This window comes from Zunongwangia sp. HRR-M8, assembly GCF_027594405.1.
Classification (GTDB): domain Bacteria; phylum Bacteroidota; class Bacteroidia; order Flavobacteriales; family Flavobacteriaceae; genus Zunongwangia.
This window is the reverse complement of sequence record NZ_CP115161.1, coordinates 1,804,411-1,831,302: the sequence shown is the minus strand read 5'-3', so window position 1 is coordinate 1,831,302 and position 26,892 is coordinate 1,804,411. Positions and strand designations below refer to the sequence as shown.

At 32.0% G+C, this 26,892-nt stretch carries 30 protein-coding genes and 1 tRNA gene; 28 read left to right on the top strand and 3 right to left on the bottom strand.

Going from position 1 to position 26,892, the window contains the following annotated elements; translation table 11 throughout:
- Positions 1–35: 35 nt before the first annotated feature.
- Complete coding sequence (locus PBT89_RS07895; RefSeq protein WP_270064164.1) at positions 36–566, top strand: GNAT family N-acetyltransferase; 531 nt, start codon at positions 36–38, stop codon at positions 564–566.
- A 103-nt stretch (positions 567–669) separates the two neighbouring features.
- Here PBT89_RS07895 and PBT89_RS07890 read toward each other — a convergent pair whose 3' ends face one another.
- On the bottom strand, positions 670–1,026 hold the full coding sequence (locus PBT89_RS07890; protein ID WP_270064163.1) for a nuclear transport factor 2 family protein: 357 nt from the start codon (positions 1,024–1,026) through the stop codon (positions 670–672).
- Positions 1,027–1,148: 122 nt separating this feature from the next.
- Here PBT89_RS07890 and PBT89_RS07885 point away from each other — a divergent pair, with 122 nt between their 5' ends.
- Positions 1,149–1,556, top strand: a complete 408-nt coding sequence (locus tag PBT89_RS07885; RefSeq protein ID WP_270064162.1) for a hypothetical protein — start codon at positions 1,149–1,151, stop codon at positions 1,554–1,556.
- Positions 1,557–1,559: 3 nt separating this feature from the next.
- A complete protein-coding gene (locus tag PBT89_RS07880; RefSeq protein ID WP_270064161.1) occupies positions 1,560–1,946 on the top strand; it encodes a cytochrome c oxidase assembly factor Coa1 family protein in 387 nt (128 codons plus the stop codon).
- 191 nt (positions 1,947–2,137) lie between these two features.
- On the opposite strand, the gene PBT89_RS07875 is transcribed toward PBT89_RS07880, so the two are convergent.
- Complete coding sequence (locus PBT89_RS07875; protein ID WP_270064160.1) at positions 2,138–3,112, bottom strand: type I phosphomannose isomerase catalytic subunit; 975 nt, start codon at positions 3,110–3,112, stop codon at positions 2,138–2,140.
- A gap of 216 nt (positions 3,113–3,328) precedes the next feature.
- On the opposite strand from PBT89_RS07875, the gene PBT89_RS07870 reads away from it, so the two are divergent.
- The 9 genes from PBT89_RS07870 (at position 3,329) to PBT89_RS07830 (ending at position 11,372) form a co-directional block, all read left to right on the top strand.
- Positions 3,329–3,402 (top strand) — tRNA-Arg (locus tag PBT89_RS07870).
- Between the two features lie 480 nt (positions 3,403–3,882).
- The gene (locus tag PBT89_RS07865; RefSeq protein WP_333474152.1) at positions 3,883–4,497 is read left to right on the top strand and encodes an SDR family oxidoreductase; all 615 of its coding nucleotides are present in this window, start codon (positions 3,883–3,885) and stop codon (positions 4,495–4,497) included.
- A gap of 903 nt (positions 4,498–5,400) precedes the next feature.
- Entirely contained in the window at positions 5,401–6,612 is a 1,212-nt protein-coding gene (gene xerA / locus PBT89_RS07860) for a site-specific tyrosine recombinase/integron integrase (RefSeq protein WP_270064159.1), read from the top strand.
- A gap of 58 nt (positions 6,613–6,670) precedes the next feature.
- Positions 6,671–8,086: a hypothetical protein gene (locus PBT89_RS07855; RefSeq protein WP_270064158.1), complete on the top strand. Its 1,416-nt coding sequence runs from the start codon at positions 6,671–6,673 to the stop codon at positions 8,084–8,086.
- Between the two features lie 161 nt (positions 8,087–8,247).
- Positions 8,248–8,907 (top strand): hypothetical protein, encoded by a 660-nt coding sequence (locus PBT89_RS07850; protein WP_270064157.1) that lies wholly within the window; start codon positions 8,248–8,250, stop codon positions 8,905–8,907.
- Between the two features lie 881 nt (positions 8,908–9,788).
- Positions 9,789–10,085 (top strand): hypothetical protein, encoded by a 297-nt coding sequence (locus tag PBT89_RS07845; RefSeq protein ID WP_270064156.1) that lies wholly within the window; start codon positions 9,789–9,791, stop codon positions 10,083–10,085.
- A gap of 53 nt (positions 10,086–10,138) precedes the next feature.
- Positions 10,139–10,261, top strand: a complete 123-nt coding sequence (locus PBT89_RS07840) for a hypothetical protein (protein WP_270064155.1) — start codon at positions 10,139–10,141, stop codon at positions 10,259–10,261.
- Position 10,262: 1 nt separating this feature from the next.
- Complete coding sequence (locus PBT89_RS07835) at positions 10,263–10,433, top strand: hypothetical protein (RefSeq protein WP_270064154.1); 171 nt, start codon at positions 10,263–10,265, stop codon at positions 10,431–10,433.
- Between the two features lie 153 nt (positions 10,434–10,586).
- Complete coding sequence (locus tag PBT89_RS07830; protein ID WP_270064153.1) at positions 10,587–11,372, top strand: hypothetical protein; 786 nt, start codon at positions 10,587–10,589, stop codon at positions 11,370–11,372.
- Positions 11,373–11,668: 296 nt separating this feature from the next.
- Here PBT89_RS07830 and PBT89_RS07825 read toward each other — a convergent pair whose 3' ends face one another.
- Positions 11,669–12,865, bottom strand: a complete 1,197-nt coding sequence (locus PBT89_RS07825; protein WP_270061650.1) for an IS256 family transposase — start codon at positions 12,863–12,865, stop codon at positions 11,669–11,671.
- Between the two features lie 521 nt (positions 12,866–13,386).
- Between PBT89_RS07825 and PBT89_RS07820 the strand changes: the two genes are divergently transcribed.
- From PBT89_RS07820 to PBT89_RS07745, 16 genes are all read left to right on the top strand, one after another.
- Positions 13,387–13,785 (top strand): hypothetical protein, encoded by a 399-nt coding sequence (locus tag PBT89_RS07820; protein WP_270064152.1) that lies wholly within the window; start codon positions 13,387–13,389, stop codon positions 13,783–13,785.
- 166 nt (positions 13,786–13,951) lie between these two features.
- Positions 13,952–14,452 carry an SMI1/KNR4 family protein gene (locus tag PBT89_RS07815; protein WP_270064151.1) on the top strand — a complete coding sequence of 167 codons (501 nt, stop codon included), beginning with the start codon at positions 13,952–13,954 and terminating at the stop codon, positions 14,450–14,452.
- Positions 14,453–14,741: 289 nt separating this feature from the next.
- Positions 14,742–16,292, top strand: coding sequence for an IS1182 family transposase (locus tag PBT89_RS07810; RefSeq protein WP_270061606.1), 1,551 nt, complete (start codon positions 14,742–14,744; stop codon positions 16,290–16,292).
- Between the two features lie 61 nt (positions 16,293–16,353).
- A complete protein-coding gene (locus PBT89_RS07805) occupies positions 16,354–16,923 on the top strand; it encodes a Crp/Fnr family transcriptional regulator (RefSeq protein ID WP_270064150.1) in 570 nt (189 codons plus the stop codon).
- Positions 16,924–17,002: 79 nt separating this feature from the next.
- Positions 17,003–17,455 (top strand): carboxymuconolactone decarboxylase family protein, encoded by a 453-nt coding sequence (locus PBT89_RS07800; RefSeq protein WP_270064149.1) that lies wholly within the window; start codon positions 17,003–17,005, stop codon positions 17,453–17,455.
- Between the two features lie 143 nt (positions 17,456–17,598).
- On the top strand, positions 17,599–18,102 hold the full coding sequence (locus tag PBT89_RS07795; protein ID WP_270064148.1) for an Imm63 family immunity protein: 504 nt from the start codon (positions 17,599–17,601) through the stop codon (positions 18,100–18,102).
- A gap of 875 nt (positions 18,103–18,977) precedes the next feature.
- On the top strand, positions 18,978–19,922 hold the full coding sequence (locus PBT89_RS07790) for a hypothetical protein (protein WP_270064147.1): 945 nt from the start codon (positions 18,978–18,980) through the stop codon (positions 19,920–19,922).
- A 146-nt stretch (positions 19,923–20,068) separates the two neighbouring features.
- Entirely contained in the window at positions 20,069–20,671 is a 603-nt protein-coding gene (locus PBT89_RS07785) for a hypothetical protein (protein ID WP_270064146.1), read from the top strand.
- A gap of 215 nt (positions 20,672–20,886) precedes the next feature.
- A complete protein-coding gene (locus PBT89_RS07780) occupies positions 20,887–21,129 on the top strand; it encodes a hypothetical protein (RefSeq protein WP_270064145.1) in 243 nt (80 codons plus the stop codon).
- Positions 21,120–21,437: a type II toxin-antitoxin system RelE/ParE family toxin gene (locus tag PBT89_RS07775; RefSeq protein ID WP_270064144.1), complete on the top strand. Its 318-nt coding sequence runs from the start codon at positions 21,120–21,122 to the stop codon at positions 21,435–21,437. Before PBT89_RS07780 ends, PBT89_RS07775 begins: the two co-directional genes overlap by 10 nt.
- A 649-nt stretch (positions 21,438–22,086) precedes the next feature.
- Positions 22,087–22,458 carry a transposase gene (locus PBT89_RS07770; protein WP_270064143.1) on the top strand — a complete coding sequence of 124 codons (372 nt, stop codon included), beginning with the start codon at positions 22,087–22,089 and terminating at the stop codon, positions 22,456–22,458.
- A complete protein-coding gene (locus tag PBT89_RS07765) occupies positions 22,458–23,309 on the top strand; it encodes an IS3 family transposase (protein WP_333474151.1) in 852 nt (283 codons plus the stop codon). Before PBT89_RS07770 ends, PBT89_RS07765 begins: the two co-directional genes overlap by 1 nt.
- A 50-nt stretch (positions 23,310–23,359) precedes the next feature.
- The gene (locus tag PBT89_RS07760) at positions 23,360–23,902 is read left to right on the top strand and encodes a hypothetical protein (protein WP_270064142.1); all 543 of its coding nucleotides are present in this window, start codon (positions 23,360–23,362) and stop codon (positions 23,900–23,902) included.
- 148 nt (positions 23,903–24,050) lie between these two features.
- Positions 24,051–24,764, top strand: a complete 714-nt coding sequence (locus tag PBT89_RS07755; protein ID WP_270064141.1) for a DUF2971 domain-containing protein — start codon at positions 24,051–24,053, stop codon at positions 24,762–24,764.
- Positions 24,765–24,909: 145 nt separating this feature from the next.
- Positions 24,910–25,725 (top strand): hypothetical protein, encoded by an 816-nt coding sequence (locus PBT89_RS07750; RefSeq protein WP_270064140.1) that lies wholly within the window; start codon positions 24,910–24,912, stop codon positions 25,723–25,725.
- Between the two features lie 264 nt (positions 25,726–25,989).
- A complete protein-coding gene (locus PBT89_RS07745) occupies positions 25,990–26,745 on the top strand; it encodes a restriction endonuclease (protein ID WP_270064139.1) in 756 nt (251 codons plus the stop codon).
- The last annotated feature ends 147 nt before the right edge of the window (positions 26,746–26,892 follow it).

The following is a 26,892-nucleotide window of genomic DNA, read 5'->3' as shown; positions in this document are numbered from 1 at the left end:
AAATTTAGCTACATTGCTTTTAATTTTTCAGAAATATGGAAGTAACAATTAGGCAAGAAAAACAAGAAGATTATAATGATGTCTTTAAGGTAATTAAGGCATCATTTTTAAACGAATCTAATAGCGATCACCAAGAACAATTTCTTGTAAATCGCATACGTAATTCTTATGCCTTTGTTCCTGAACTTTCTATGGTAGCCGAAGTGGATAAAAAAATTGTTGGCTACATTATGCTTAGTGAAATTACCATCCAAAACGACAAAAATAAATTTCCTGCGCTTGCACTGGCTCCGGTCGCAGTGCTTCCAGAATTTCAGCACAACGGTATTGGATCCAGTTTATTACAAACTGCGCATGATAAGGCTAAAGAACTTAAATATGAAATTGTATTAGTTTTAGGACACGAAGAGTATTATCCAAGATTTGATTATGAGCCAGCTATTAATTTTGATATACAGGCTCCTTTTGAAGTTCCAAAAAAGAATTTTATGTTGAAGGAATTAGTCCCAAATGCAGCCAAACACATTTTTGGTATTGTTGTTTATCCTGAAGAATTTCACATTTAATAAATCAAAATATAATCATTGATTGCAATTAATAATACTTTTTCCAAACCTTTAGTAATTTGTCGGTTCTCTTTTTAAAGTATGGTACTTTAATTATCCAATATCACCTGTCTATCACGTAAGTGGTCATTTTAGCAATCTTATCTCCTGCCTGGCAAAATTCGTAAACATCACAAAAAGAAAAACTTAATGATTCACCGTTTGGAGTCTTAATTTTCATATTGCCATTTACACATCCCTTGTTACCATGGCTAATAACATCTACAAGTTCAAGATCATCGGTTACATGGTCCTCCATTTCAAGTAATGCTTCAGCAAAGCTTTCCTTACCTTTAACTTCTTTTTTGCCAATCATAATCCAATGAAAATCCTTAGTAACATGATCTAGCATAAACTGATTATTTCCGCTAGCAAACGCCTCATTAAAATCTATTAAGAGTTTTTCTTTTTTATTTTCCATTCTCTGATGGTTTCTGTGAAAGATGTTTCAAAATACTATAAATTTTTAAAATACCTAAACCGAAATTAGTATTCAGTCATTTTAATAGTTTAAATTGCTATAAAACACAACAAGACCTATAAATGGAAGCTTTGCAGACAAATCCCGGAAGAAATCTAGAAACCTACAGAATTCTTTTTATCATAAAAGCTGTCTTAAATTTAGCTTTTACGTTATTTGGGCTTATATACATTATTATTGGCTTTGTAATACCTTCACAAGCAATGCCAAATCATTTTTTTAACTTATTTAATGTAGTGTTTTTTATAGTTGGTAGTGTGTTCATCCTTTTATCTATAATACTAGCCGTTATTACCTTTTTGGCTGCTAAATATTTGAAAGAACGCAAAAATTGGAGTTTTATAGTTGCTGTTTCCGTAGTGAATTGTTTGACTGGTGTTTTAGGAATTGTACTTGGAATTTTGACCATTATTGAATTACAAAAGCCTGAAGTAAGAGCGCTTTTTGATACCAATAAATTTAAAGAATAAATTATGAAAAAATGGCTTATAGTAAGTTCTAGCCTTGTTATAATATTGCTAATCCTAACCTTTACAACCACAAATTTAGGCACACATATTTTTAATTTTGCTGAAGTTTATGCCGATGAAGCACTTTATGAAAACGCCATACATTTAGCCAACCAAAATGAAGAAGTGAAAAACAACTTCGGAAAAATAGACATTAAAGATAATCTATCACTATTAAATGGCGATGTTCAATATTCAGAAAATCATGAGAAGGTTAGTCTCACATTTAAAGTCACAGGAACTAAAGCTAATGGCGTAATGGCTATTGAGGCACATAGACAAGATGAAGCATGGCAATACGATCATATTCAGATAAGAACTAAAAATTCTCTAAAGGTTACCATTGAATAAAATTGCGGTTGGATTTAAAATAATCTAATCTATCATCGAGATTTAAATACACCCAGAATTGTCTCGTACTAAAAATTATTGTTCAAATTAATGATTTTCGGCATTCCCTCTAAATAGTCTATTTTGCCTGAAGATTAAATAAAAAAGCCATTCCTAAGAATGACTTTTTTTAATTGTTTTAAATGCGATAATTATCTGTTAACAGACACTTCTAGCAATTCGCAATCATCAGAGCTTATTTCAACTTCATTATTTTCTGCAGGAATTAATAATGTTTGCCCCTGCTCTATTACTTCAATATTTCCGGCAACACTAATAGTCGCTTTACCACTTACCGCCATATAAATTATAAAGCTATCAACATCAGAATAATCTTTGGTAATACTGCCTTTTACCGGTAAATAGTTGGTGGTGAAATATTCACAATCGGCAATATTAGAGGATTCATTAGGAGTTTTATCATACTCCATTTTAAAATCGTCTTTCTTCTCAAAGTCTATCGCATCTATAGCCAAAGCGGTATGTAATTCTCTTGAATTTCCTTCATCATCAACTCGGTCCCAATCATATATTCTATACGTAATATCTGAAGTTTGCTGAATTTCAGCTAAAAGAACGCCTGCGCCTATGGCATGAACTTTCCCTGTGTTTATAAAGAAGCTATCTCCTTTTTCAACTTTTTCAAAATTCAATACCTCAGTAATCTTACCTTCTTCAAGATGTTTTATATAATCTTCTTTGCTGATTGTTTCTTTAAAACCTACATTAATATCGGCATTGTTATCGGCTTGCATAATAAACCACATCTCTGTTTTTCCAAAACTATTATGGCGCGTTTTAGCAAGATCATCATGAGGATGAAGCTGAACTGACAGCGCAGTTTTAGCGTCGATATATTTTATAAGTAAAGGGAATTCTGCACCAAAATCGGCATAAACTTTGGCTCCTAAAAATTTATCTTTGTATTCTTCTAAGAGCTCATTTAATGTTTTTCCTTTAAGTGCTCCATTTTCTACGATAGAGATATCACCTTTTACTCCTGAAATTTCCCAGCTCTCACCAAGATTTTTAGCATCTGAATTTTTATTTAGAATGGTGGCTAATTTTTCACCTCCCCAGATTTTCTCTTTGAGAATAGGTGTAAATTTTATTGGGTAATTAAGCATTTTGATATTTGTTAGAATTTAATTTAGGCTAAAAATAAGGAAAAACTTTAAGAATGCATTGTAATATGATATTTTCAAATTTTAGCATAAAAAAAATGAAACCACTAACTATTTGTATTTCAGCATTAAAACATTCCGATTAAATAAAAAGCTAATTTTTCTTAAAAAAAGGCTTGTTTTAAAATAAAAAGAGATTATATTTGCAACCGCAAAAATGGTCTCGTAGCTCAGCTGGATAGAGCATCTGCCTTCTAAGCAGACGGTCACAGGTTCGAATCCTGTCGAGATCACTTTAAAAACTCAAAAGCCCTGTAAACACAGGGCTTTTTTAATGCTTAATTTTAAATGATACGACCATTGGCCGACGGAAATTATACTGCAATATTATTCTCGAAGAACAAAAAAACGGGAATCTCAAATCAGAAACAGATGCTAACATCTTAGGAAAATATTTAATTAGTATTTGGTGTGGCATTAATTCCTTACGAAGAATTTACCCGGAAGAAAAAATCTTAAAAAAACAGATCGAACTACAATTAGATATAAGCAACTAATTTTTTTGATCATTTATTTAACGAACATTACAAAATAAAATGGATTTAAAATTAAAAGGCAAAAAAGCATTCATTAGCGGTTCAACTCAAGGCATTGGTTTTGCCATTGCCCAACAACTACTCAAGGAAGGCGCTTCGGTTACAATTAATGGTTGACAATCGGAAAAAACCAATAAAGCCAAAGAAAAGCTACAAAAGCAATTTCCTGACTCCGATATTTCCGCGATATCGGCAGATTTTACGAATAAATCAGAAGTAAACAAACTTTTAGAAGAACTTACCGACATTGATATTTTGATTAATAATGTCGGAATTTTCGACATATCTGACTTTGAAAATATTTTAGATGATGATTGGTATAAATATTTTGAAATTAATGTAATGAGTAGTGTTCGCTTATCGAGACAGTTATTCCCACAAATGCTTACCAAGAAATGGGGCCGAATCATTTTTATAAGTAGTGAATCAGGTGTTAATGTACCACCAAATATGATTCATTATGGAATGACAAAAGCTGCCTTATCGGCTGTAGCGAATGGGCTATCAAAATTGACTAAAGGCACAGAGATTACAGTTAACACAGTTTTAGGAGGCCCAACGTATTCTGATGGTGTCGCAGAGGTAATTGAACAAATTGCTGGTGCTCAAAACATCGAAATAGACGACATGAAAAGTTCAATTATTCAACAATCAAATCCACACATCTTGTTACAGCGATTTATAGACCCTAAAGAAATCGCAAATTTAGTATCTTATTTATCCAGTCCTTTGTCTATCGCCACAAATGGAGCATCCTTAAGAGCAGATTCAGGAGTGCTAAAAACCATATAGGTACTATCGAAGGGGAAATTAAAAATTGCGGTTTGAGTGCAAATTCCAAGCGGAATTCTAATTGAGCATCTTGCAATTTTGGAAGAAAGTTTAGTATATCAAGAACTGCGTTTATAAAAAAATTGACGGTAATTCTGCTCCATCTTGAAATTAGGCAGTAAATTTTAATGATTATAACCAAAAAAAGTCAGACCTAAAAATGGATAAACTTTTGATAAACTGAATTTTCAATTTCAACATATTATATCTAATATTTCCAAGAGTCACTAGCCTACCCAAAACTTCAATCCAATTATGAAACATTCCTATAACCCATTTATTCTAGCTCTAAAAGCACGAAACCTGACCGTAAAAATTCATCATCATTCAGCGTATCAGATTGTACTGTCTAACGACCTGTCCAAGTTTTGCGTCTCAATCAAAAAAGACCATTTTTGATTTGAACCGGGCGATGTCCTGCTGCCCTACTCCCCTTTTAAGTCCTTATTAATCTATTAAATTGAATAGAGTAGATATCAATAAAAGGATAACAGCAATATGGCTCTAAAGAAATTAATTAAAAAGCAGAATAATATTAGGCCATTAAAATTGATACGAATTGAATATTATATGGTATTGATTGCTTACGTTTCAACCTGAATTGTCCAAAATGCAATTCAAAAGGTCAACAAATTATTGTTTATTGAGAAATGCTATTTGAATAATATGATTCTATATTAGTTCAAATTCTCCTTAAATATCTACATCAAATCACAGCATTGGCTGGATTATGTTTTTGGTCTCAAGCTTAAATATCAGTTTACTTTTTCTTTTCTATGATTTTTAACACTTAATCGTCTTCCATAGAAACGACTAATTAATTATTTTTATATTCTATAAATCAACATTTTATGCCCTAGGATTATGAACAAATCGATAACTCTTATTCCACTTATCCATCGTGGAAGAAAGCAAATTGCTATAAAATTTGGAAATGACAGTAAGACTCGATCTTTTATCAAGTCTTATAAAGCTATAAAGTGGTCTCAATCTAATACTACTTATTACGTTAGTTATTCTCCTTTTCAATTTATCGATTTAAAGCTTTATTGTCTAGATGCGGGATTCGTGCTAAATAGAGAGGCTTTTAAGAATGACGAAATTCCTGAATATCTTTATGATGCAATAAAAAAGAATTCTGACAAAAAGCCAACAATGAAGAAATTATACAAAGCCTTACCAAAAGAACATCGGGCTTTACTTAAAGACTATATTGGCTACTTACGTGGCAAAAGATTAAGCGAAAGCACTTTAAAAAGTTATGGCTTTTTTGTATTGAGATTCATAGATTTATTAAAAAATAAAGCCATTGATGACTTCGCTAATGTTGATTTGGATTATTTTATGACCAATGTATTGGCAAAAGAAAACTATAGCATTAGTAGCCATCGGCAATGCGTTAGTGCTTTAAAATATTTAACTGAATTTTGTAATGTTGAAAAATTTGATGCCAGTGAATTTAACCGCCCCAAGAAAAGTAAATATTTACCCATTGTGCTCTCTGATCATGAAGTATTAAAATTGATACAAGTTACACGTAATTTGAAACACCGAGCAATTATTGCCTTGTTGTATTCTGCCGGTCTTAGAATTGGAGAGTTAATTAATCTAAAGGTAAGCGATATTGATTTCTCTAGAAATGTAATTCATATCAAACAGGGAAAAAATAGGAAAGATCGTGTGGTTAATTTGAGTGAAACTGTAAAACCACTTTTGAATAATTATTTGATGACTTATGAGCCTAGAAATTTCTTAATTGAAGGAAGGGCTAACAGTGCTTACACCCCTAGCTCTGTTAGAAATTTTCTTAAAATAAGTTGTAAACAGGCGGGTATTTTAAAACGAGTAACCCCACATACTTTAAGACATAGTTACGCGACACATATGCTGGAAAACGGAGTTGACATTCGATATATTCAAGAATTATTAGGTCATTCTAAACCAGAGACAACAATGATCTATACCCATGTAGCCCAAAAAGATTTAAATAAAATCAAGAATCCTTTAGATTTGGCTATAGAGCGTATAACAAATATCACAAATAGAGACGAAAAAGTGTTGATATCCGGAAACTGAATCGGATAAAAGCGTATTTTTATGATGATATAACGAGTTGGCATACATTTGACAAAAATTGAGCAGATTAGATAAAATTAAACTTGAAGGAGCAAAAATAAATTTAGTTCATACTAATGATTTCTTGACGAACCTATTTTCCAAGAAAGAGTTCATTATTAAAAGTAAATATCCAACTATAAACACAATAAAATGTTCTCTAGAAAAAGGGAAAAGGTGCTTTAAGTATTCCGCAGGAGAAATATTACTTGAAGGTCCACCTGTCAAATATCAACATAAAAGTTATGGTTACCAAGAGCCATTTGAGCTAATTAATGATGAACTTCATTTTAGTGCTTATAATGGTGCAGGTTTAATTAACTTAAAAATTGGAAAAGGATTTAAATCAACTGGAGAAATTAGAGAATTAAAGTCAAATTCATTTAATAACTCTGCTGGAATTCATAGAGCCATAATACCTAAACCAAAATTTCATAAACTTCCAATTAGATATATAAAATCAGAAGGTTTCAATGTCGGTTCTTCAATTAGGGTTGCAGGTTATTTAAATATTGTAATCAAGAACAAGCGAATTGGAATTTTTGACTACAAGGTTAATGAAGTTGAATCTTTGGTAATTGAAAGCTATGACAAAATACAAAGCAATGATTTTGAAAACTATATTTCAGCAATTACTTATTGTTTTGGTTTAGTTAGTGGACATCTTTTTAGAGATGAAATTATAATTTTAAAGTATGATGATTCTAGATTTGAAAAAATAAATTCTTTCAATTATAAAAAGTTAGAAAATTCAATATCTGGAATTCCAGCGTTAGACCCTCAATTGTATTGGGAATTATCTGAATTTAATAAAGTTAGACCATATTTGGAAAAAGAAGTTTTTCAAAATTTAGTAAATAAAAGTCTTACGGATTTAAGATTATTCAGAGCTATTAGAATAATGTCGGAAAGCTGTCAATACCCAATAGAAATAAAGGCTTCCACATATTCAGTTGCTTTAGAAACTGTAAAAAATATAATTATAGAAGAAAATGAAGAAAAGATAAATCCATTCAAAATAAAGAAGAAAGCTAGTAATACAATCAAAGAATTAAAAAAAATAGTAGAGACTATTCCGGATTCTGAATTTAATAGCAAAAAAATGGTTTTAAATAAATTAGAACAAATAAATCAAGTCGGGAACAGAGACAGTTTTTTACTTTCTTTCAAACTATTAAACATAAACTTGAGCGAAGATGATGAAAGGTGCATAAATATGAGAAATGATTTTCTACACGGTAGAATTCCTTTTGATATTGAGAATGATACAAAAGCATATGAATTGCATCACATCGTTTATAAACTTCATTTGTTAGTTTGTTCATTAATTTTAAAATATTCAGGCTTTTCTGGACTATTACTTAACAATATAAAATTAGCGGATTTATTACATTTTGATAAGAAATTAAAAGAACCGTTATTCCGAAAAATATAAAAACGTATGCCAACACCGTATAAAATTAATTGCTAGTTGTAGCCTACTTACGAAAGTCCTCGGGGACTTTCTATCTGTGATTTATTTTATAACTTTAGTGCTTAAAACACGCAACTAATCTTATACAAAAACGTTGTGCAACATATAGAAAAACTGAAATTGTGAAATTAAAAATTGGAATATTAATTATACTTCTTTGCCAAATTGCAAAAGCACAGCAATCGGAAATGAGTGTGAATCAAAACCAGTATAATTCTGATTTTGTTGCTAATTCCGAACTTAAAGAACAATTTGATACAAAAATAAAATCCAAAAAAGAATTTGAATTAATTGCTTTACCGAATACTGATGGAAAAATTTCAGTATTTATTAAAAATAATTCTTCTGATACAATTTCAATCTCTCATCAGGACTTTAAAATTTACATTCTACAAGAAGCTATGGACGAAAATGGAATTTGGAAGCCAATAGAATATTGGGAAAGTTCTGATTGCGGAAACAGTTTTGGAAAAATTAAAATTGAGCCAAATGGAATAATTGAGACTAAATCGACAAAATATAATGGAAATTTTAAAACCAAAATTCGATTTAAGTTAAGTGAAAATAATAAAGTGTATTATTCCAATTCAATAATTGGAAATATTAATCCGAATAAATTGATTTTGCCAACTGATTTCAGTTTTACTTGGCCTTTAGCAATAATGGAAAACTTAGGAAATAAAACACCAATGGAATTGCAAAAAAAAGTAGTTTTCCTAGAACCTAATGGAATGGAAGCATTTAATGAGTTTTTTGAGAAATCAATGAGCAAAAAAAATTGAAAAATACGTTGCACAACAATGCGTATAGCCAATTGCGGCTAAATACTTAGTCGATATTCGATGTTTTTAGCTATATTTATTTTAAGCGGACAAAATCTGGAAATCCAGCCCGCAACTGTCCATACTCAAGACCGTTGTAAAAAATAGCTCCGGAACTAATCTCCCGCTGAAAAAAGAACTGATCGAAGATGACTAAAATTCGATAAAATCGGACAAAATTTTTAAAATAAAACTAACAAAATCACGCTCTGAAAAACTATGTGAAAGCAGAATAATAATACTCGAAAATCAATGAAGTTTGACTAGATTCTTTAAATCATAAACCGACAGAATCGCTCTCTTAAATTCCAGTAAAACAAATTTCTGACTTAATGAATGAGCAACTCCGCAGACTAAAAATTAGAAAAAATAGTAGTGAAATTGTACAAAATAAGCTGCCATTTTATTAGTTTCAGCAACAACGAATAAAGCTTCTTGCCGCAAACAGAATTAAAAAAAATAATTGAAAATTTAAAAGCTAATAATTACGCTGAAACCAATCGCTCTCAAAAATTATGATTAAAAAATTCAACTTAAATTAAAAAGCAACCCTGGAAAAACTTTCGAAAGCTTCTCTCCCACTCTGTAAAATACTAAATAGATAAAAGCTCCTAGAAACGCATATTCCATAATCCTGACTATCATTTTTAGTTTGATAAAAAAAGTAGAAAATAAATATCAGAACGTGTCGCTACATTTTACAACAACGTATAACAACAATTGCGGTTTTGTGTCCTGCGGACACAACCGCGCAAGCATAAAAGTCGGGAATTTTAGCTATCTTAGTTTCCAAACAATCCGCAACTGATTGTTATACAAAACCGTTGGCAACAAGCTGAAAAATGAAAACGACAATCAAAATATTAACAATAATTCTATTCTTTGGAATTTTTAGTTGCGATTTAAAGAATGAAAATCAAGAATATGCCGAAATGTTAATTGAAAAAGTTGAAACATTTAAAAAGAAAAATAAAAGACTGCCAAAAAACGTGTCCGAATTTGGATTTACTGAATTTATAGACAGTCCAGCCTTTTATGAATTGGAAACCGATTCAACATACATAGTTTGGTATGGATTAAGTGTAGGAGAATCCAAAATATATAGGTCGTCAACTAAAAAGTGGTCTGAAGAAGGATGAAAAAAATAATTCTTATTTGTTTTTGTGTGTTAGTAGCTTGTGGACCAAAACAAATGGAATTTGAACGATCCAAATGGAATAAAAGCTTTGACGGATTTTATGAGTATCGTGAAAATATGGTTCAAGATTTAATGGCAAATCACCTTGAAAAAGGAATGAAAATAAAAATTGGTTGAATTGTTAGGCAAACCTGAAAACTATCAGAACAAAAAAGAAAACGAAATCACTTATGAAATAATGGTTGATAATGGTTGGAACATTGACCCAATAAAAGGAAAAGAATTATATATTAAATTTGACAAAGACTCTATAGTAATAGATTTTAGATTAGAACATTGGGGGAAATAAAAAAAGCCAGTTGCCAACAACGTATAACAACAATTGCGGCTTTGTGTCCTGCGGACACAACCGCGCAAGCATAAAAGTCAGTAATTTTAGCTATCTTAGTTTTCAAACAATCCACAACTGATTGTTATACAAACACGTTAGCAAACATTTGAAATGAAAATTACGTCAAGAAAAATAATTGGAAAAAATGGTAAAGTACTAGAGCATATTATCAATGAATTTAATCGTGATGGAATAAAAGAGAAAACTGATTTTTTCGAGGAAAATGGAGATTTAAGATATTCAGTAAGATTTAAATATGACTCGAAAGGCAATTGCATTTCTGTACGCCAATTCGATTCTGAAAATAATTTTGTTGGCTCAATCGAATGGAAATTTGATGAAAAAAACCGTGAAATTGAACAAATTGAAAAGTCGGATGATGGAGAAATTTTGGAATGGTATGAAAAACAGTTTCCTGAAGAAAATATTATAATTTATCTATCAAAAAACAAAGTCGGAATTATTGAACATAAAACTATCTTCAATAAACTTTCGGGAATAGAAGAAAAATTTGATTCAAATGGAGATTTATATGCAAAAGTAATAACTGGATTTGATGAAAATAATCGAATTGTAAACCGCAAAACATTTGATACAAAAGGAAAAGTTACGCAAGAAGATGTTTACGATTATATTGGAAAAACCGAAAAATGGACTTTATTCATTGATGGAAAATTCACAAAAACGGAAGAGAGAACAAAAGATGATAATGGAAATGAATTATTGTATGTAAGAAAAGATGATTCTGGAAAATCGACTGAATATGTAAAATGGACTTATGACAATTTTGGAAATGCAATCAAAATTGAAAACGGAATTGAATTAAACAAACCGACAAACATTTCGGAAGTAAAAATTGAGTATAGGAAAGAAAAAACGTTTGCTAACAACGTATAACCGCAATTACGGCGGATTCGACTACGTCCGAATCCACTCGGAATTGCTAACGCCTGTGTTGAATCGAAAATTAATATCTTTAAATCCGTAACTGACGGTTATACAAATCCGTTGGCACACATTTAAAACGAAATCTATAATTAGCAAATTGAAGAAAAATAAAACAGCCGAAGAAATTGAGAATGAAATTAAATTGAAAAAAACTGATGACAAAAGAAAATTAAAAGCATTAACAAAAATCTGACACTATCCCGTAAAGTGTGTAAGTTTTAAATAAGGGGGTTTGGCTTTATTACTTAAAGTCGAACCCTTTCTTCATATATAGTTAAGAACTGATTGAGGATAATTCCCCAGTTTCTAACCGGCATAGTCCACTTTTTTGTGGCTTCCCTTAATGCCAAATATACTGATTTCATAACAGCATCATCTGTTGGGAAGGATAATTTATTCTTGGTGTACTTCCTGATCTTACCGTTTAAATTTTCAATCAGGTTGGTGGTGTAAATGATACGCCTGATCTCGAGTGGGAATTCATAGAAAACTGTAAGATCTTCCCAGTTGTCTCTCCAGCTTTTAATAGCATAGGAATACTTGTCATTCCAATTGCGTGCAAAATCCTCTAGGGCAGCTTCTGCGGCCTGTTTGGTCGGAGCATCATAGATGAGCTTCATATCCTTTGTAAAGGCTTTTTTATCTTTCCAGACCACATACCTGCAAGCATTCCTGATCTGGTGGACTACACATATTTGCGTTCTGGATTCCGGGAATACGTTTCTAATGGTATCGGTAAATCCATTCAGGTTATCTGTAGCGGTGATCAGAATATCCTCCACACCACGGGCTTTCATATCAGTAAGTACGCTCATCCAAAAAGCCGCAGATTCATTCTTACCCAGCCATAGGCCAAGAACCTCTTTCTTTCCATCCCTCCTAAGACCTACTGCGATATAAATCGTTTTGTTGACTACCTTGGAGTTCTCTCGTACCTTAAACACAATCCCATCCATCCAGACAATAAGATAAACCGGCTCTAAAGGGCGGTTCTGCCAGGCGACAATATCATTGCTAATCCGGTCAGTTATTCGGGATATGGTGGAAGTAGAAACATCAAAACCATAGACTTCAGAGATCTGTTCTTCGATATCACTATTGCTCATTCCTTTGGCATAAAGAGAGACAATTACATTCTCGATTCCATCAACCATATTCTGCCGCTTTGGAACAATCATGGGATTAAAGGATCCGTCCCTGTCTCTTGGAACCTTTATAGAATCTTCTCCATAGGAACTGCGAACCTTCTTCTGGGAATAGCCGTTGCGGGTATTACCTTCTTTAGATCGCTGGTTTTTCTCGTAATCAAGGTGACCATCAAGCTCACCTTCCAGCATTTTTTCCAGACCACGCTTTTGGAGTTGTTTTAGGAAATTACTGAGTTCTTCTCCGGATTTGAACTGCTTTAAAAAATCATCGTCAAATAAATCTTCTTTTTTCATTACTGTGTAAATATTAGAGGCCTGAAATTACAGGCAAGATTAAAAAAATATCGGGGTTTGCAAACCCCGATATTTTCTACTTACACAGTTTTTGAGATAGTCCCAAAAATCTCTATAATCACGTTATCACTAAGAATTTTTATTTACTTTTTACCTTTTGAAATTGGCGGACTTTTAATAGAGATTTTATGGATTCCACCATTATTATTGATTATTTCAATACCATTTTATGGATTTGAAAAACTTTTAGATAAATTCAAAAAATAACAAACAGTCTTAATCTAAATTTTACTTTAAACTTGTAAATGGAATTTTATCTAATCATATTATTAGCTATAATTGGACTAATTGTCGGACTTATAGTTTGGATAATTAGACTATTCCGACTCTACAAAAAAGGAAATAAGAAATCATTCGTGATTCAAGTCTCCATTTTGACTATTATTCTATTTTTTTTGACTTGGGAACTTCAAATATTTCCACTTTCGAAAAACTTCTATATACAAGACCGAACAACTGAATTGACAGGAAAGCAATTTTGGAGTTGGAACGAATTCGATTACGAAGAAATTAGTGTTCGTGGAGAAGGCTACGCATTGGATATTTATAAGTTCAATGAAGAAACTGCCGAATATTTTAAGAATCCTGATAAAGAATTTTTGAACAGCCTTCCAAAAAAAGAACTCGCTGACATTAAATGGACAAAAACACCAATAAAAGAAAACGAATCCGGAATTTTAGAATTCGTAACACCAACTTACGGAGGTTGGAAAGGAGAAATAGTTGACCGACAAAATTTTATAAGACAAATAGCAAATCAACCAGGAGCATATTACTCCTATCAAAAAAGCGGAAGTACGAATTTCTATTTAATTGTACCTGAAAAAAGGTTAGTTATTTTGATTAACCATAATATGTAATTAAAAAAAAACGTGTGCCAACAATGTGTATAATTCATTGCTAGTTAGAGCTTACTTACGAAAATTCCGCTGGAATTTTCTATCTGTGATTTCTTTGCTAACTTTAATGCTTAAACACGCAACGAAATCATACACTAGACCGTTGTAAACAAGAGCTCCTGAAAAAATGATAAACAAAGACTTAATAGATAAATTAAATTTTCTTTTCGAACAAAAAGATAGATTTTTGGATTATGATGGTTTAGTTGTACAATTTAAAAAGAAAGAAGGTGCTCTGACCAAACATCTTGATATGATAAAATCTAAAAGCAATTTAAGTTTACCACCAGAATATTTAAATTTTCTTAAATATACAGATGGATGTTCATTGTATAAATATGAAGATATAGGCGGTTTTGAATTTTTAGGAACAAGAGAACTTAATCAACAAAATGAACTTCAAAAAGATACTTATGAAGAAGATTGGGATGATAACCTAACTGTTTTTTGTAATGTTATTGGTGATGGAGATTTTATTAGCTTTAGAAAAAATCCCAATTTTATTTATGACATTCTTGACTGTTATCATGATGATTCTCCGCATAATTGGAAAATAATAGATAATTCGTTTGAAAGTTTTATGGAAAAATTAATTGAAGCAAAAGGAGAAAGATATTGGTTACGATAAATAGGTCCAAATTATAAACATAAATAATAGAAATAAAACTAAAAAAAATCAGGATTTAAAAGCATATATTTTTGCTTATGAAAAATACCTATAAAAAGATATGTACTACTGTCGCTCCAGTTTACAACATCGGTTATAATTCATTGCGGCGGAATTTTCTGCCGAAAATCCCAGGAATATTTGGTAAATTACAACCGTAACCGAAAAGTCCTAGCGGACTTTTCCGCAACAAATCATAACCGGAGCCGTCAGACTGTCTCAAAACCTAAGAATTCCGTATCTTTAGGATATGGAATATCAACAAGGACAAGACCGCGAACAGCTCAGCCTTTATTCGACCTGTTTGGATGATATGATCCCCCAGGATAATAGCGTAAGACTCATCGATCAATTCGTAAACTTGCTAGATTTATCCCAAATGGGCTTTCAAAACATAGCTTCTCAGGGAAGACCGCCCTATCATCCAGCAGACCTGCTCAAACTCTTTATCTACGGCTATATGAATAGGATGCGATCTTCCCGAAGATTGGAGAAAGAATGCCAGCGAAATATCGAGGTGATCTGGCTGCTTAAAAACCTGAAACCCGATCACAATACCATTGCCCGCTTTAGAAAAGAAAACCCAAAGGCCATCCGAAAGGTATTCCGCCAAAGTGTGTCCATTGCCCGCAACTTCAACCTGATCGGGGGAACCCTTATCGCTGGGGATTCTACCAAACTAAGGGCACAGAACAGCAAAAAGAACAACTACAACAAAAAGAAAATCCAGCGGCATCTCGACTATATTGATAACAAGCTCAAAGAGCATAACCAGGAACTAGCCATAGCTGATGGCGACCAGAAAAAGACCGAAGAAATTGAAGAGCAAATTAAAGGACGTAAAGAGCAACAGACTAAATACTGGGCAATACAAAAAGAATTGGACAATGATGTTTCTTCTGAAAATCCACAACGATCAACCTCTGATCCTGATAGTAGGCATCAAATTGTAAGGGGAACCGTTACCGAGGTATGCTACACCGCGCAAACTACCGTAGATGCCAAACATAAGTTCCTCATTGATTACAAACTCACCAATCAAAATGATAAAAAAGCAATGGGTACCATGCTTAGAAGAGCTAAAGCTATTTTAAGAACCAATACCTTTACCGCGCTTTATGATAAAGGCTACCATACCGGAAGCGAGTTTTATATTGCCGATAGTCTGGGTATCAATACCCTGGTGGCCATTCCGGCCATTGGACGTAAAAGCCAGGCACCAGATCCTCGTTATAACGCTGAAAACTTTACCTATAATACTGATGAGGATACCTATACCTGCCCCCAGGGAAATACTTTATCCAGCAATGGCTCCTGGTACAAAGCTAGAAACTATACCTTTAAACAATACAAGACCAAAGCCTGCAAACAATGCCCGGTAAGAAGCCACTGTACCACAGCTAAAGCCAACGGTAAAATCATCCAGCGTACTCAATTTACCAAAAGCATCCAGGGCAATGCCAAGCGCATTGAACAAAGCGGAGAGCTTTATAAAAAAAGACAGGCACTGGTCGAGCATCCTTATGGCACCATGAAACGACAATGGGGCTTTGACCATATCATGACCAAAAGAGGCATTAAAGCAGCTTCAGCCGACTTTGGACTCATCGCACTGGCCTATAATTTAAGAAGACTCTTCAACAGTAAAATCGACCTTAACGAACTAATATTCAACCTCTTTTTAAGCTTAAAAAAGCTTATAAAAGCCGCTATAAGAAGAAATAAAGCTTTAACCGAGCCAAAACAGAAGGAAACAGAAAGTAGTGCATTTGTTTTCAATCCTAATTTCAACTATTTTTAAGACCAAATCAGGTAGTTTTGAGACAGACTGCCGTTGGCAACAATAAAAGAACTCACCATAAATGAAAGAACAAATCAGAAAGTATTTCAGCCGATATGTTGAGTTTAGTAATTCTGAAATAGACGATATTTATTCTAAATTAACATTCAAAACAATTCAAAAAAAAGATTACATACTTAAGGAAGGACAAGTATGTAAAAACAACTATTTTATTATAAATGGATTAGTTCGTTCTTTTTATATAGATAATAAAGGGAATGAAAAAATAACTCAATTTGCTCTTGAAAATTGGTGGATAACGAATATGGAAAGTTTTATCAACCAAACACCTTCTCTTTCATCTATTCAAGCTCTTGAAAAAACCCAAATATTAATATTTAACAAAGAAGACATAGAAAATCTCTACGTTTCTATTCCAAAACTTGAAAGACTATTCAGAATAATTACCGAAAATATGTTAATTGCTATTCAACGTAGAAATGACATTTATTTACAAATGAAAAGTAAGGATAGATATGACAATTTGATAAGCTATTTTCCTGATTTCACTCAGAGAGTTCCTCAATATATGATTGCCTCATATCTGGAAATTACACCTGAATATTTAAGTGAGCTGAGAAAAACTAACTGATTTTCATTTCTTAAGATATCTTAATTTTCAAGATACAGGTATACAATAAATTTGTTACATAATTAAAACAATATAAATTATGGAACGAATTACATTTAGCCAAATCCCTAAAGGAATGGTAGAGAAATTAATGGGAATTGAAAATTACATAAAAGAATCAACATTAGATTTACAACTTTTAGAGTTAATGCGTTTACGAGTTGCTCAAATTAACAAATGTGCGTACTGTATTGATATGCACTACAAGGAATTAAAACATACTGGAGAAACCGAATTGCGTATGTCAACCCTTAGTGTTTGGAATGAAACTTCTTTCTTCACCGAAAAAGAAAAAGCAGTACTTCAATTTACAGAAGCATTGACAGAAATAAGTGAAAAAGATATTTCAAATGAAATTTTCAATTCTCTAACTAAATTCTTTGACACGGAAGAAATTTGCAACTTAACTTTTGCTATTTCTCAATTAAATACTTGGACAAGATTAGTGAGAACGTTCAAATTTACCGCAGGAAATTATGAAGTAAAAAAATAATACTGTTGCCAACACAGTATATAAAAAATAGCAGTTAAGATCTAAACTTAAAGTTTATTTCTTTTCTGCTATCTTTGTTTTTAAACAGAAAATTATCACATATAAATCTGCTACTTTTCATATACAAACACGTTGTGCAACATATGACAAAAACTGTAACTGAAATAGAAAAAGTTGTAAAGCAACTGGCCAAAAAAATTAATTCACCAAGATATTTACTTCCGACATTTAGCTCACCAATTGGAGATGCAACACCAAATATTGAAGTTGATAATGTGGGACTTTACAACTATGTGATTTCGGAACGAGGAAACGAATATGAAAGAAAATTGACTTCTGACTTGAATGAATTACTATATTGGATATTTTCTCCTGTAACTTTCTCTATGGCTTGTGATTACGAATTGAAAAACAGAATTGAGGAAAAAGACTGTAGAAGAATAATATTCGAAAAACAGGAAAAATTACTAGGAATTTTGGACAAAAAGTGGGAAGAAAAAGAAAGGAAAGAACATCAATCTATTCTTGTAAATAATCCATTTGATGATTTAGCTAGTTTAAGAGCAAAATATTGTCGAGAATTAAGGACAAAAGGATTATCGGAAACTAAAATTGAAAAACTGGCCTACGAAAAATATCCTGAATAAAATACGTTGCACAACAACGCGTATGGTCAATTGCGGCTAAATACTTAATCGATATTCGATGTTTTTAGCTATATTTATTTTACACGGACAAAACCTGGCTAACAAAACCGCAACTGGCCATACTCGAAGCCGTTGTAAAAAATAGCTCCTGACCCAATCTCTCCCGAAAACAGAACTGATAGCAGAAAAATCAACACTCGAAATTCGATAAAAACGAAGAATTTTTTTAAAAAGACAAAAGGAAAAACTTACTGATACAACCGATCTGGCCGCAAAAAAATTATATTCAATATTCAATAAAATCGGACACTATTTTTAAAGATTTAAAGGATAAAAACCAAATAAAAGAAATCCGATATTGTATAAAATTGACTGGTATTTTTAGAAGCTAAAACTGACTTTAAACGGACAAAAAATGAAAAAACTCAAAACCTGAATTTTTAAATCAAATCGGAACTCCGCAATCATCAACAACACAAAAAGCATTACGCAGAATCAATCTCTCCCAAAAGTTATAATTGAGAAATTCAGCTAAAAATTAAAAAGCAAGGCTGGAGAAATTTAAAATTGTGAATTTTTACTATAAATTTCAAACTTGAAAAACCTCTCTCCCCTTTTTTGAAAAAAAGAAAAATCTGATCAGAGCTAATATTCGATAAATCTGACAATCATTTTAGAGCAAGGAAAAACGGATAATTTTATATCAGAACGTGTCGCTACATTTTACAACAACGTATAATAGCAATTGCGGCATTATGTCCTTCGGACAAAAACGCGCAAGCATAAAATTTGATGTTTTTTTGCTATCTTTATTTTAAACCAACCCGCAACTGACTATTATACAAAGCCGTTCTACAACATGTAAAACCAATAAAATGAATAGAAAAACTACTTTACTAATTTTAATTTTCTTGACTTTCTTGACAAATGTAAATGCACAAGAGAAAGTTGACCCTTCTGACGATTTAATTTCAAGCATAGGTTTCAGACCTGTTGACCCAATTAATTATGTTTATCCAATAGCTTATTATAAATTTTCGGATTCGTATTATCAAAAGATGATGATGGGTCAATCTTCAAAAGAAGAATTAATGAAAATTGCTTCAAAAGACGATAAATGTTTTATAAGAGAAGATAGGAATATATACTTTAGTGATATTCCTAATAATAAAATTGTTGACTTATTACCAAACGAAACAGTCGAAATCCAAATTTCAGAAATTACAAAAAAAGGAGGTCTTTCATTAAAAGGAGCTGCTGCTATTTCAGCGAAAAACACCAGTTACCAAGTTACTATGGATTACGTCAAATTTGTAACAATAAATGTGGTTGATACAGTAAGTTTTGGAAAAAATAATCAACTAGAAAACTTAAGTATTTTCTCATATGCAAGAGTTGGAGTTGGTCTTCGTGTAGTTGCATCAATTGAAACTAAAAAGAAAGGCATAAATTTAGGAGACTTATTTGCAATAGGTTTTGCAGCGAGCAGAAACGAAGTTAGCGGCTCGTTAAGCGTTAATATTTTAGGTGTTGAATCTCAAGAAATCACTTCACTACTTCCAATGCCTTCCGAAATCAGTTCATCTTCTATTCAAAATGCAATGCAAGCCATGGCAACTATTAAATCAAAAATATATGATGAAAATGTCGAAATTAGACCTCAAATAATTTCCATACGTTCAGTAAACCCTTTAATCACAACTGATGATTTAGTTTTTAATACTTCCAGAGTATTAGGTCTTGGGAGAACAAGTAATATCCTTTCGACTAAAAATGAAGTATTAAAATATGCACCACAATTAATGAAATGTGAGGAATAAAACGTTGTAGAACAACGTGTATAATTAATGGCTAGTTCAAGCTTACTTACGAAAATCCTCGCGGATTTTCTATCCAGTTTTTATTTGCTAAATTAGGTGCTTAATCCCGCCACTAATCATACACAAAACCGTTGTAAAACATTTGAATGAAAATCCTGCTAACCACTTTACTACTACTGAATTTTGGAGTTTCTAACTCACAAAGCTTCATTGATGGAATAATTTCTTGTGCCGAACATCGAGTTGAAGAGAAACTTAAATTTATAGTTGATAAAGACATACTGGAAACAAACTTTAAATTTGATGAATCAAAAACAATAGTAGAAATTCATAATCCCGAAAAAGGACTGGAACGCATAAGTTTGGCTGAATTCAAAAAATCTGATTACCCAGCGATACAGTTTTGGCTGAATTATAAAATAACTTGTCAAAACCTCGAATTGACGGAATTATTGATTCCATTCAACCTGAATTGCAAAACACCTTGGAGCAAAAAAGACACTCAAGGAATTTTAGAGCCTTATTTAAGAGTCTTGCAGAATAAGACAAAAATTGACTTGAAAAAAGCAATTGAAATCGGAAATGAATATGGTCTGAATGAAATATATTTATGGGACATTGATTTTGAGAAAAAGAAACTGATTTGGACTTTGAAAAGTAAATTAGAAAATAATCAATCGAAAGTGATAAAAATAAATTCTAAAAACGGAAAAATATTATCGGAATTTATTGAAATCCCAATTGATTAAAAAACGTTTTACAACACCGTGTATAGCTCATTGCGGCTGAATTCCTAATCGGAATTCATTGCAATTTGCTATCTTTGGTTTACGGCGGAAAATCCTTGCGGATTTCCCGCAACGAGCCATACACAAAACCGTTGGCAACAAGCTGAATAAAAATTCGAAAATCATAAAAGCAACTGAAAATGATAATTTTGTACCTTTGATAAAAAGCTAATAAAATGGATTTACAAACGAGAAAATTAGAACTTATTCAGGAATTTTTGAAAATTCAAAGTGAAGATGTCATCTCACGTCTGGAAAAGATTTTAAAAAAAGAAAACAAAAAATCTGGACACGAAGATTTTAAGCCAATGACAATTGATGAGTTTAATTCTCGAATTGACCAGTCTATGGAAGATTCAAAAAATGGTCGATTAATCGAAGCGAGTGAATTAAAAGCCAAAATTGATAAATGGAACTAAATTTATTCTGGACTGATTTTTCTCAAAAAGAGCTCGAAAAAATCTATGAATATTATCGAGAAAACGCAGGAATAAGAGTTGCTAAAAATCTCGTTAACGGAATTTATAACGAAACACTAAAATTAAAAATTCAGCCGAGAATCGGACAAGAAGAAGAAATTTTAAAGAACAGAAAACAAGAATTTAGATATTTAGTTTATAAAAATTATAAAGTCATTTATTGGATTAAAGAAAAAGAAAACCGAATTGAAATCAATGATGTTTTCGATACTCGACAGAACCCAACAAAAATCAAAAGAACAAAATAAAGCCAGTTGCCAACAACGTATAACAACAATTGCGGCTTTGTATTCTGCGGACACAACAGCGCAAGCATAAAAGTCAGGGATTTTAGCTATCTTAGTTTTTAAACAATCCGCAACTGATTGTTATACAAACCCGTTGCCAAAAATAGCTCCGAAACCAAATCAGAAGTTTAAATCATTGAATTTATTGAAACTTATCAATCTTTCGGGAAAAGCAGAAATGAAAAAACGGAATGGCTAAAAGTGACGTAAGCAATACGCGGACTTAAACTCACTCGAATAGAAAAAGAAAAAGGATGAATTGTTGCGGATAAAATTTTATCAGCACTACTCTATTTTCTAATCTTTGCGGATAAAAGTTCAATTTATAATTCATTTTCAAAATAATAATTTAATCTAAATGGACTAAAAAGCTCAGGGACGATAAACAGGAATCGCTTAGCAGTTCGTAATCAGCAGAACGTGTCGCTACATTAGGCAACAACGTATACCAGCAATTGCGGGTTTGTGTCCTGCGGACACAATATCGAATGCGTAAAATTCGTGGATTTTTTCTATCTTAGTTTTCTAAAAACCGCAACTGACGGGTATACAATACCGTTGTGCACAATTTTGACTCGTCCTGAATAAAGGCTACATAATTTCAAACATTATGTATAAAAATGACAAAGTAATCAGACGGTATTCCGAATCCTTCAAACTAAAAATTTTAGACGAACTTACGGCAGGAAAACTAAACAAGTATCAACTAGGGAAAGCTTACGGTATTGCTCCAACAACTATCAACGAGTGGATCAGGAAATATAACCGTAAAGACCTAATGAACACCAGAGTGACTGTGAAAACAAAAGATGAGATAACACGTATCAAACAGCTTCAAAAAGAAATTGAACAGCTGAAGAAACTTCTTTTGAAAAAAGATATGGATGCCCTTATAGAAGATTCTTATCTTGAAGTGGCGGCAGAACAGCTGGGCTATAAATCAGTGCTTGAACTTAAAAAAAAAATAAGTATCAAGCCTTAATAAAGGCCAAGGAAAAATCTAGAGGATCTGCATCTCTTTCAGCCATAACAGCCTATTTTGGTCTTAAACGTGATGCCTACTATAAAAACAAGCGTAGAGAAGGTCAACGTTCAGAAATAGAAAATAAGGTTGTTGCCATTGTCAAGAAAAGGCGCAGATCCCTTCCTAGAGAAGGAGTTAGAAAACTGACCAGATCACTGAGCAAAGAGTTTACAAATGCCGATTTTAAAATAGGCAGGGATACCTTATTCAACATTCTTAGAAAACATAATATGCTTACACTTAGAAAAAAATACAGTTCCAGAACCACCAACTCATTGCACAGGTTCCACAAATACAAAAACATTATCAAAGACCTCAAAGTAACAAAAACCAACCAAGTCTGGGTAAGTGATATTACCTATATCAGAACTATAAAAGGCTTTTGTTATCTGGCACTCATTACAGATATGCATAGTCGTAAAATTGTTGGTTATGACATCAGCAATAGCCTAGAACTTAAAGGATGTGAAAGAGCTTTGAATAAAGCTATATATCAAGCTAAAAATACTACCGGACTAATACACCATTCGGACAGAGGTATTCAGTATTGCAGCAATGTATACACACAAATCCTTAAAAGAAACAACATAGGAATCAGTATGACCGAACAGAACCACTGCTACGAAAACGCGATGGCAGAACGTGTAAATGGCATATTGAAAGACGAATTCTATCTCGACCAGACCTTTGATAGCCTCCAACACGCTAAGAGGGCTACAAAAAATGCAATTAATTTGTATAATGAATTAAGATTACATTTATCTTTAGATTATAGAACACCAAATATGGTATATAAATTAACAGCCTAAAATCAGTTTTAACCTGTAGCCATATTTTAGGACAAGACATTTTATAATAGATGAAAATAACTTATTTAATAATAATTTTTTCTACAATTTCTACATTTAGTCAAGAAATTGAATACGAGCTTATTTTTAAAGATTCTTGTTCTGAAAAAATTATTTTAAGTGATTTATACCATCTTGAAAAGAATGGAAAATCCTATTCGACATTTGAATCAGATGAAGGAACAATTAAACTTCCCGAAAAAGGAGTTTACAAACTTTTTGCATCAGAAATAGCAGAAGTTCATCTAGTGGAATTAAACCAGGAGATAAATTCAGATACTTTATATATACCTAAAATTAGAGAATATCTTATAACTCATACTCAACCGAATTATATCTTTAGAAAGTGTAACAAAAAATGTGAAGGTATTGAAACAGGATATTACTCAAATGGTTCAATTCGGTTAGTTGCGGAATTTAAAAATGGACTCGTAGTTGGAGAATTAAAAAGATTTTATCAAAACGGAAAAATAAAAGAGATTTCTATTTATAACAAACGTGGCTTTCTAACCAAGAAAACTGAATTTGATCAAAATGGTGAAATAATTAAATAAAACTGTGCACAACAACGCGTATGGTCAATTGCGGCTAAATACTTAATCGATATTCGATGTTTTTAGCTATATTTATTTTAAGCGGACAAAACCTGATTAATTAACCCGCAACTGTCCATACTCGAAACCGTTAGCCTTAATTTAAAAAATGTACGTAAAACACGAGGATTTAAGAACAGAAAATACTTCAGAACTTCCACTATGGAGATATATGGACTTATGGAAATTCTTAAAGATAATTAATTCATCAAGTCTGTTTTTCCCATCGGTAGGATTACTCGGCGACCAAATGGAAGGTAAGATTCCTGAATTAGTTTATTTAGGAATGAAAGAACACGATAAACAAAATGGTAGAGATGACAGTTTCGTAGATGTTTTCAAAAATTTTATGGAAGACTATTCACGGAATAAAACACTTGTTTTATCTTGGAATGCCGCTAAAACCGAATCTTTTGCATTATGGAAAATGTACGCTAAAGATAAATTAGGTGTTGCCATTAAAACTGACCTTAAAAGTCTCAAAAAATGTTTTAATAATACCAAAGAAGAAATTTTTATTGGAGAGGTCTCTTATTTCGACGAAAACAAACCTGAATATAATATTGGTCAGTTTTCAACCCTATTAACTAAACACATTTACTATAATTACGAAAAGGAAGTTAGGTGCCTGACTCGAATGAAAGATGATGAAAATCTTACGTTTAAAAATATTTCAGTCGATTTGAACGAATTGATAAGAGAAGTTTATATATCGCCTTTTGCATATGAATCAGGACTTTTAGAAATAATTGAATTTTTAAGAGAAAAGCATAAACTAAATTTCGAAATTAAAATGTCTGGAATTAATGATTCTTGGTTATAAAAAACTAAGGCTAACAACGTATAACAACAATTGCGGCTTTGTGTCCTGCGGACATAACCGCGCAAGCATAAAAGTCGGGAATTTTAGCTATCTTAGTTTCAAAACAATCCGCAACTGATTGTTATACAAAACCGTTACCCCTAATATGAGAACAAAATACTTACTATTAATATTATTATTTTCAATTAAAGGTTTTGCTTGCAGTTGCGATACTCCAAAACCAGCTGTAGAATTTTATGAATCTGCTTATGTTTTTGAAGGGCAAGTCATCAAGGAGAAATATGCCTCAGATTCACTTACTAAAACAGTTACATTCAAAATAAGTAAACATTATAAAAATGGAGATAACCCAAAATATTTAGATTTTAAACTTAATTCAGAAGCAGAAGTCACTGGTCGTTATTCCTCATGTTATTGGACTGCTAATTTAGGAGAGAAATGGTTAGTATATGCAAAGAAAAGAGATGGCCAATTAAAGTTTCACTTCTTTTGTTCAAATAGTGAGTATTTAGATGAATCAAAAATATCTTTAACAGAGCAAAAAGTACTAGACAATGGAAATAAATTAAAATTGACCGATTATCGATACCAATTTTTTCAAGCCAAACCATTAACTAATGTAGATTCGATATTAAAACCATATAAAAACAAAAGGTTTGATCCTTCTGGCTTCGCACCATTTTGGGTAGACGTAAACGAAAATGGATTATTAGAAACAGTGAATTTATCACCAAGAAGAAAACTTAACTATGAAGTCATCGATACGATTTTTGGTATGAACCAATTTAAAAATGAGTATGAAAAACCTCGATCAAATTTCGAAAGAGTTGCTTTAAAAATTGCAAGGAAAATTAAAGAATGGGAAAAATACTATTATTTAGATTTAAAAGAATCTGTAAATTATAGAACATACTTCAAGTTATTTATTGATAAAGATTCTATTATACAATTTGAGAAATAGAACTCATACTAGGGCTAACAACGGTTCATCGCCAATAAGCGGCACCGTTAGTAAGAAAATATTTAACTTGACCAACGAACCAATACTAAGCCGACAAATCCGCGTCCCCTACTCCGCAAACTGGCGATAACCGAGACCGTTAGGTGCAATTTTCTACAAAATTCTCACTTAATACCTAAAATCTTAATCAAATATTTAATTAAAATCTTTAATTTTTTAAGAGGTATTATATATTAGCAATTTTAGGAATAAATTCAATACTATATGGCTTTTCACGAAATATCTCAAACCCAATTTGAAACATATAATGTACAAAAATCGCCATTTGTTTTCACTATCGCAGAAGAAGTACAGTGGTTCATAGATCAAGAATATAACCTACTGGGAACTGTAATTCGTGACAAAATTGACAGAGATTGGAGCTACGTTTTGATGGCGCTTGACAGCGATGGTGAATATCGAGCAATTGATGTTAATGTTTCCTACGAAAGCATAGAAATTGCAAATAGTGAAATTAGAAGCAATGCAAGAAGAATAGCTGAGAACGGAAAATTCAAAGAAAAACTTTATGAAGATTTAGAGAATAAAATTGATCTTGAGATAACCGATATAAACAAGGAAGTTAAAAGTTACTTTAATAAACATCCTGAAAAACTATACATTCTGAACCCTAGAAAATTTGAGGAATTAATAGCAAGTATTTTAGAGGATTTAGGATTTGATATAGAACTTACAAAAGCTACGAGAGATGGTGGTAGCGATATAATTGCAAGAATTAAAAATGCAGTCACTAGTTTTCTAATTCTAGTAGAATGTAAAAGGTATTCACCAAATAATAAAGTTAGTGTTGACATTGTTAGACAAGTTGCCGGAGTCCATACTTTAAAAAATCCTTCAAAAAGTATAATAGTAACAACATCCACTTTTACAAAAGATGCAATTAAAGAAGCAGGAAAACTTAATGAAAAATTAGATTTGAAAGACTATTACGATTTAAAAGATTGGCTTAAGAAGTACTAAGAAAACTGCACCTAACAACGATTCATCGCAAATAGCGGTTTTTAGCTAAAAAAAAAGTAATTTTAGATTCAAAGCAAGAAAAGATTAAGCTGACAAATCCATGTCCCTTACTCCGCTACTTGCGATAATCGAGACCGTTGGCAATAA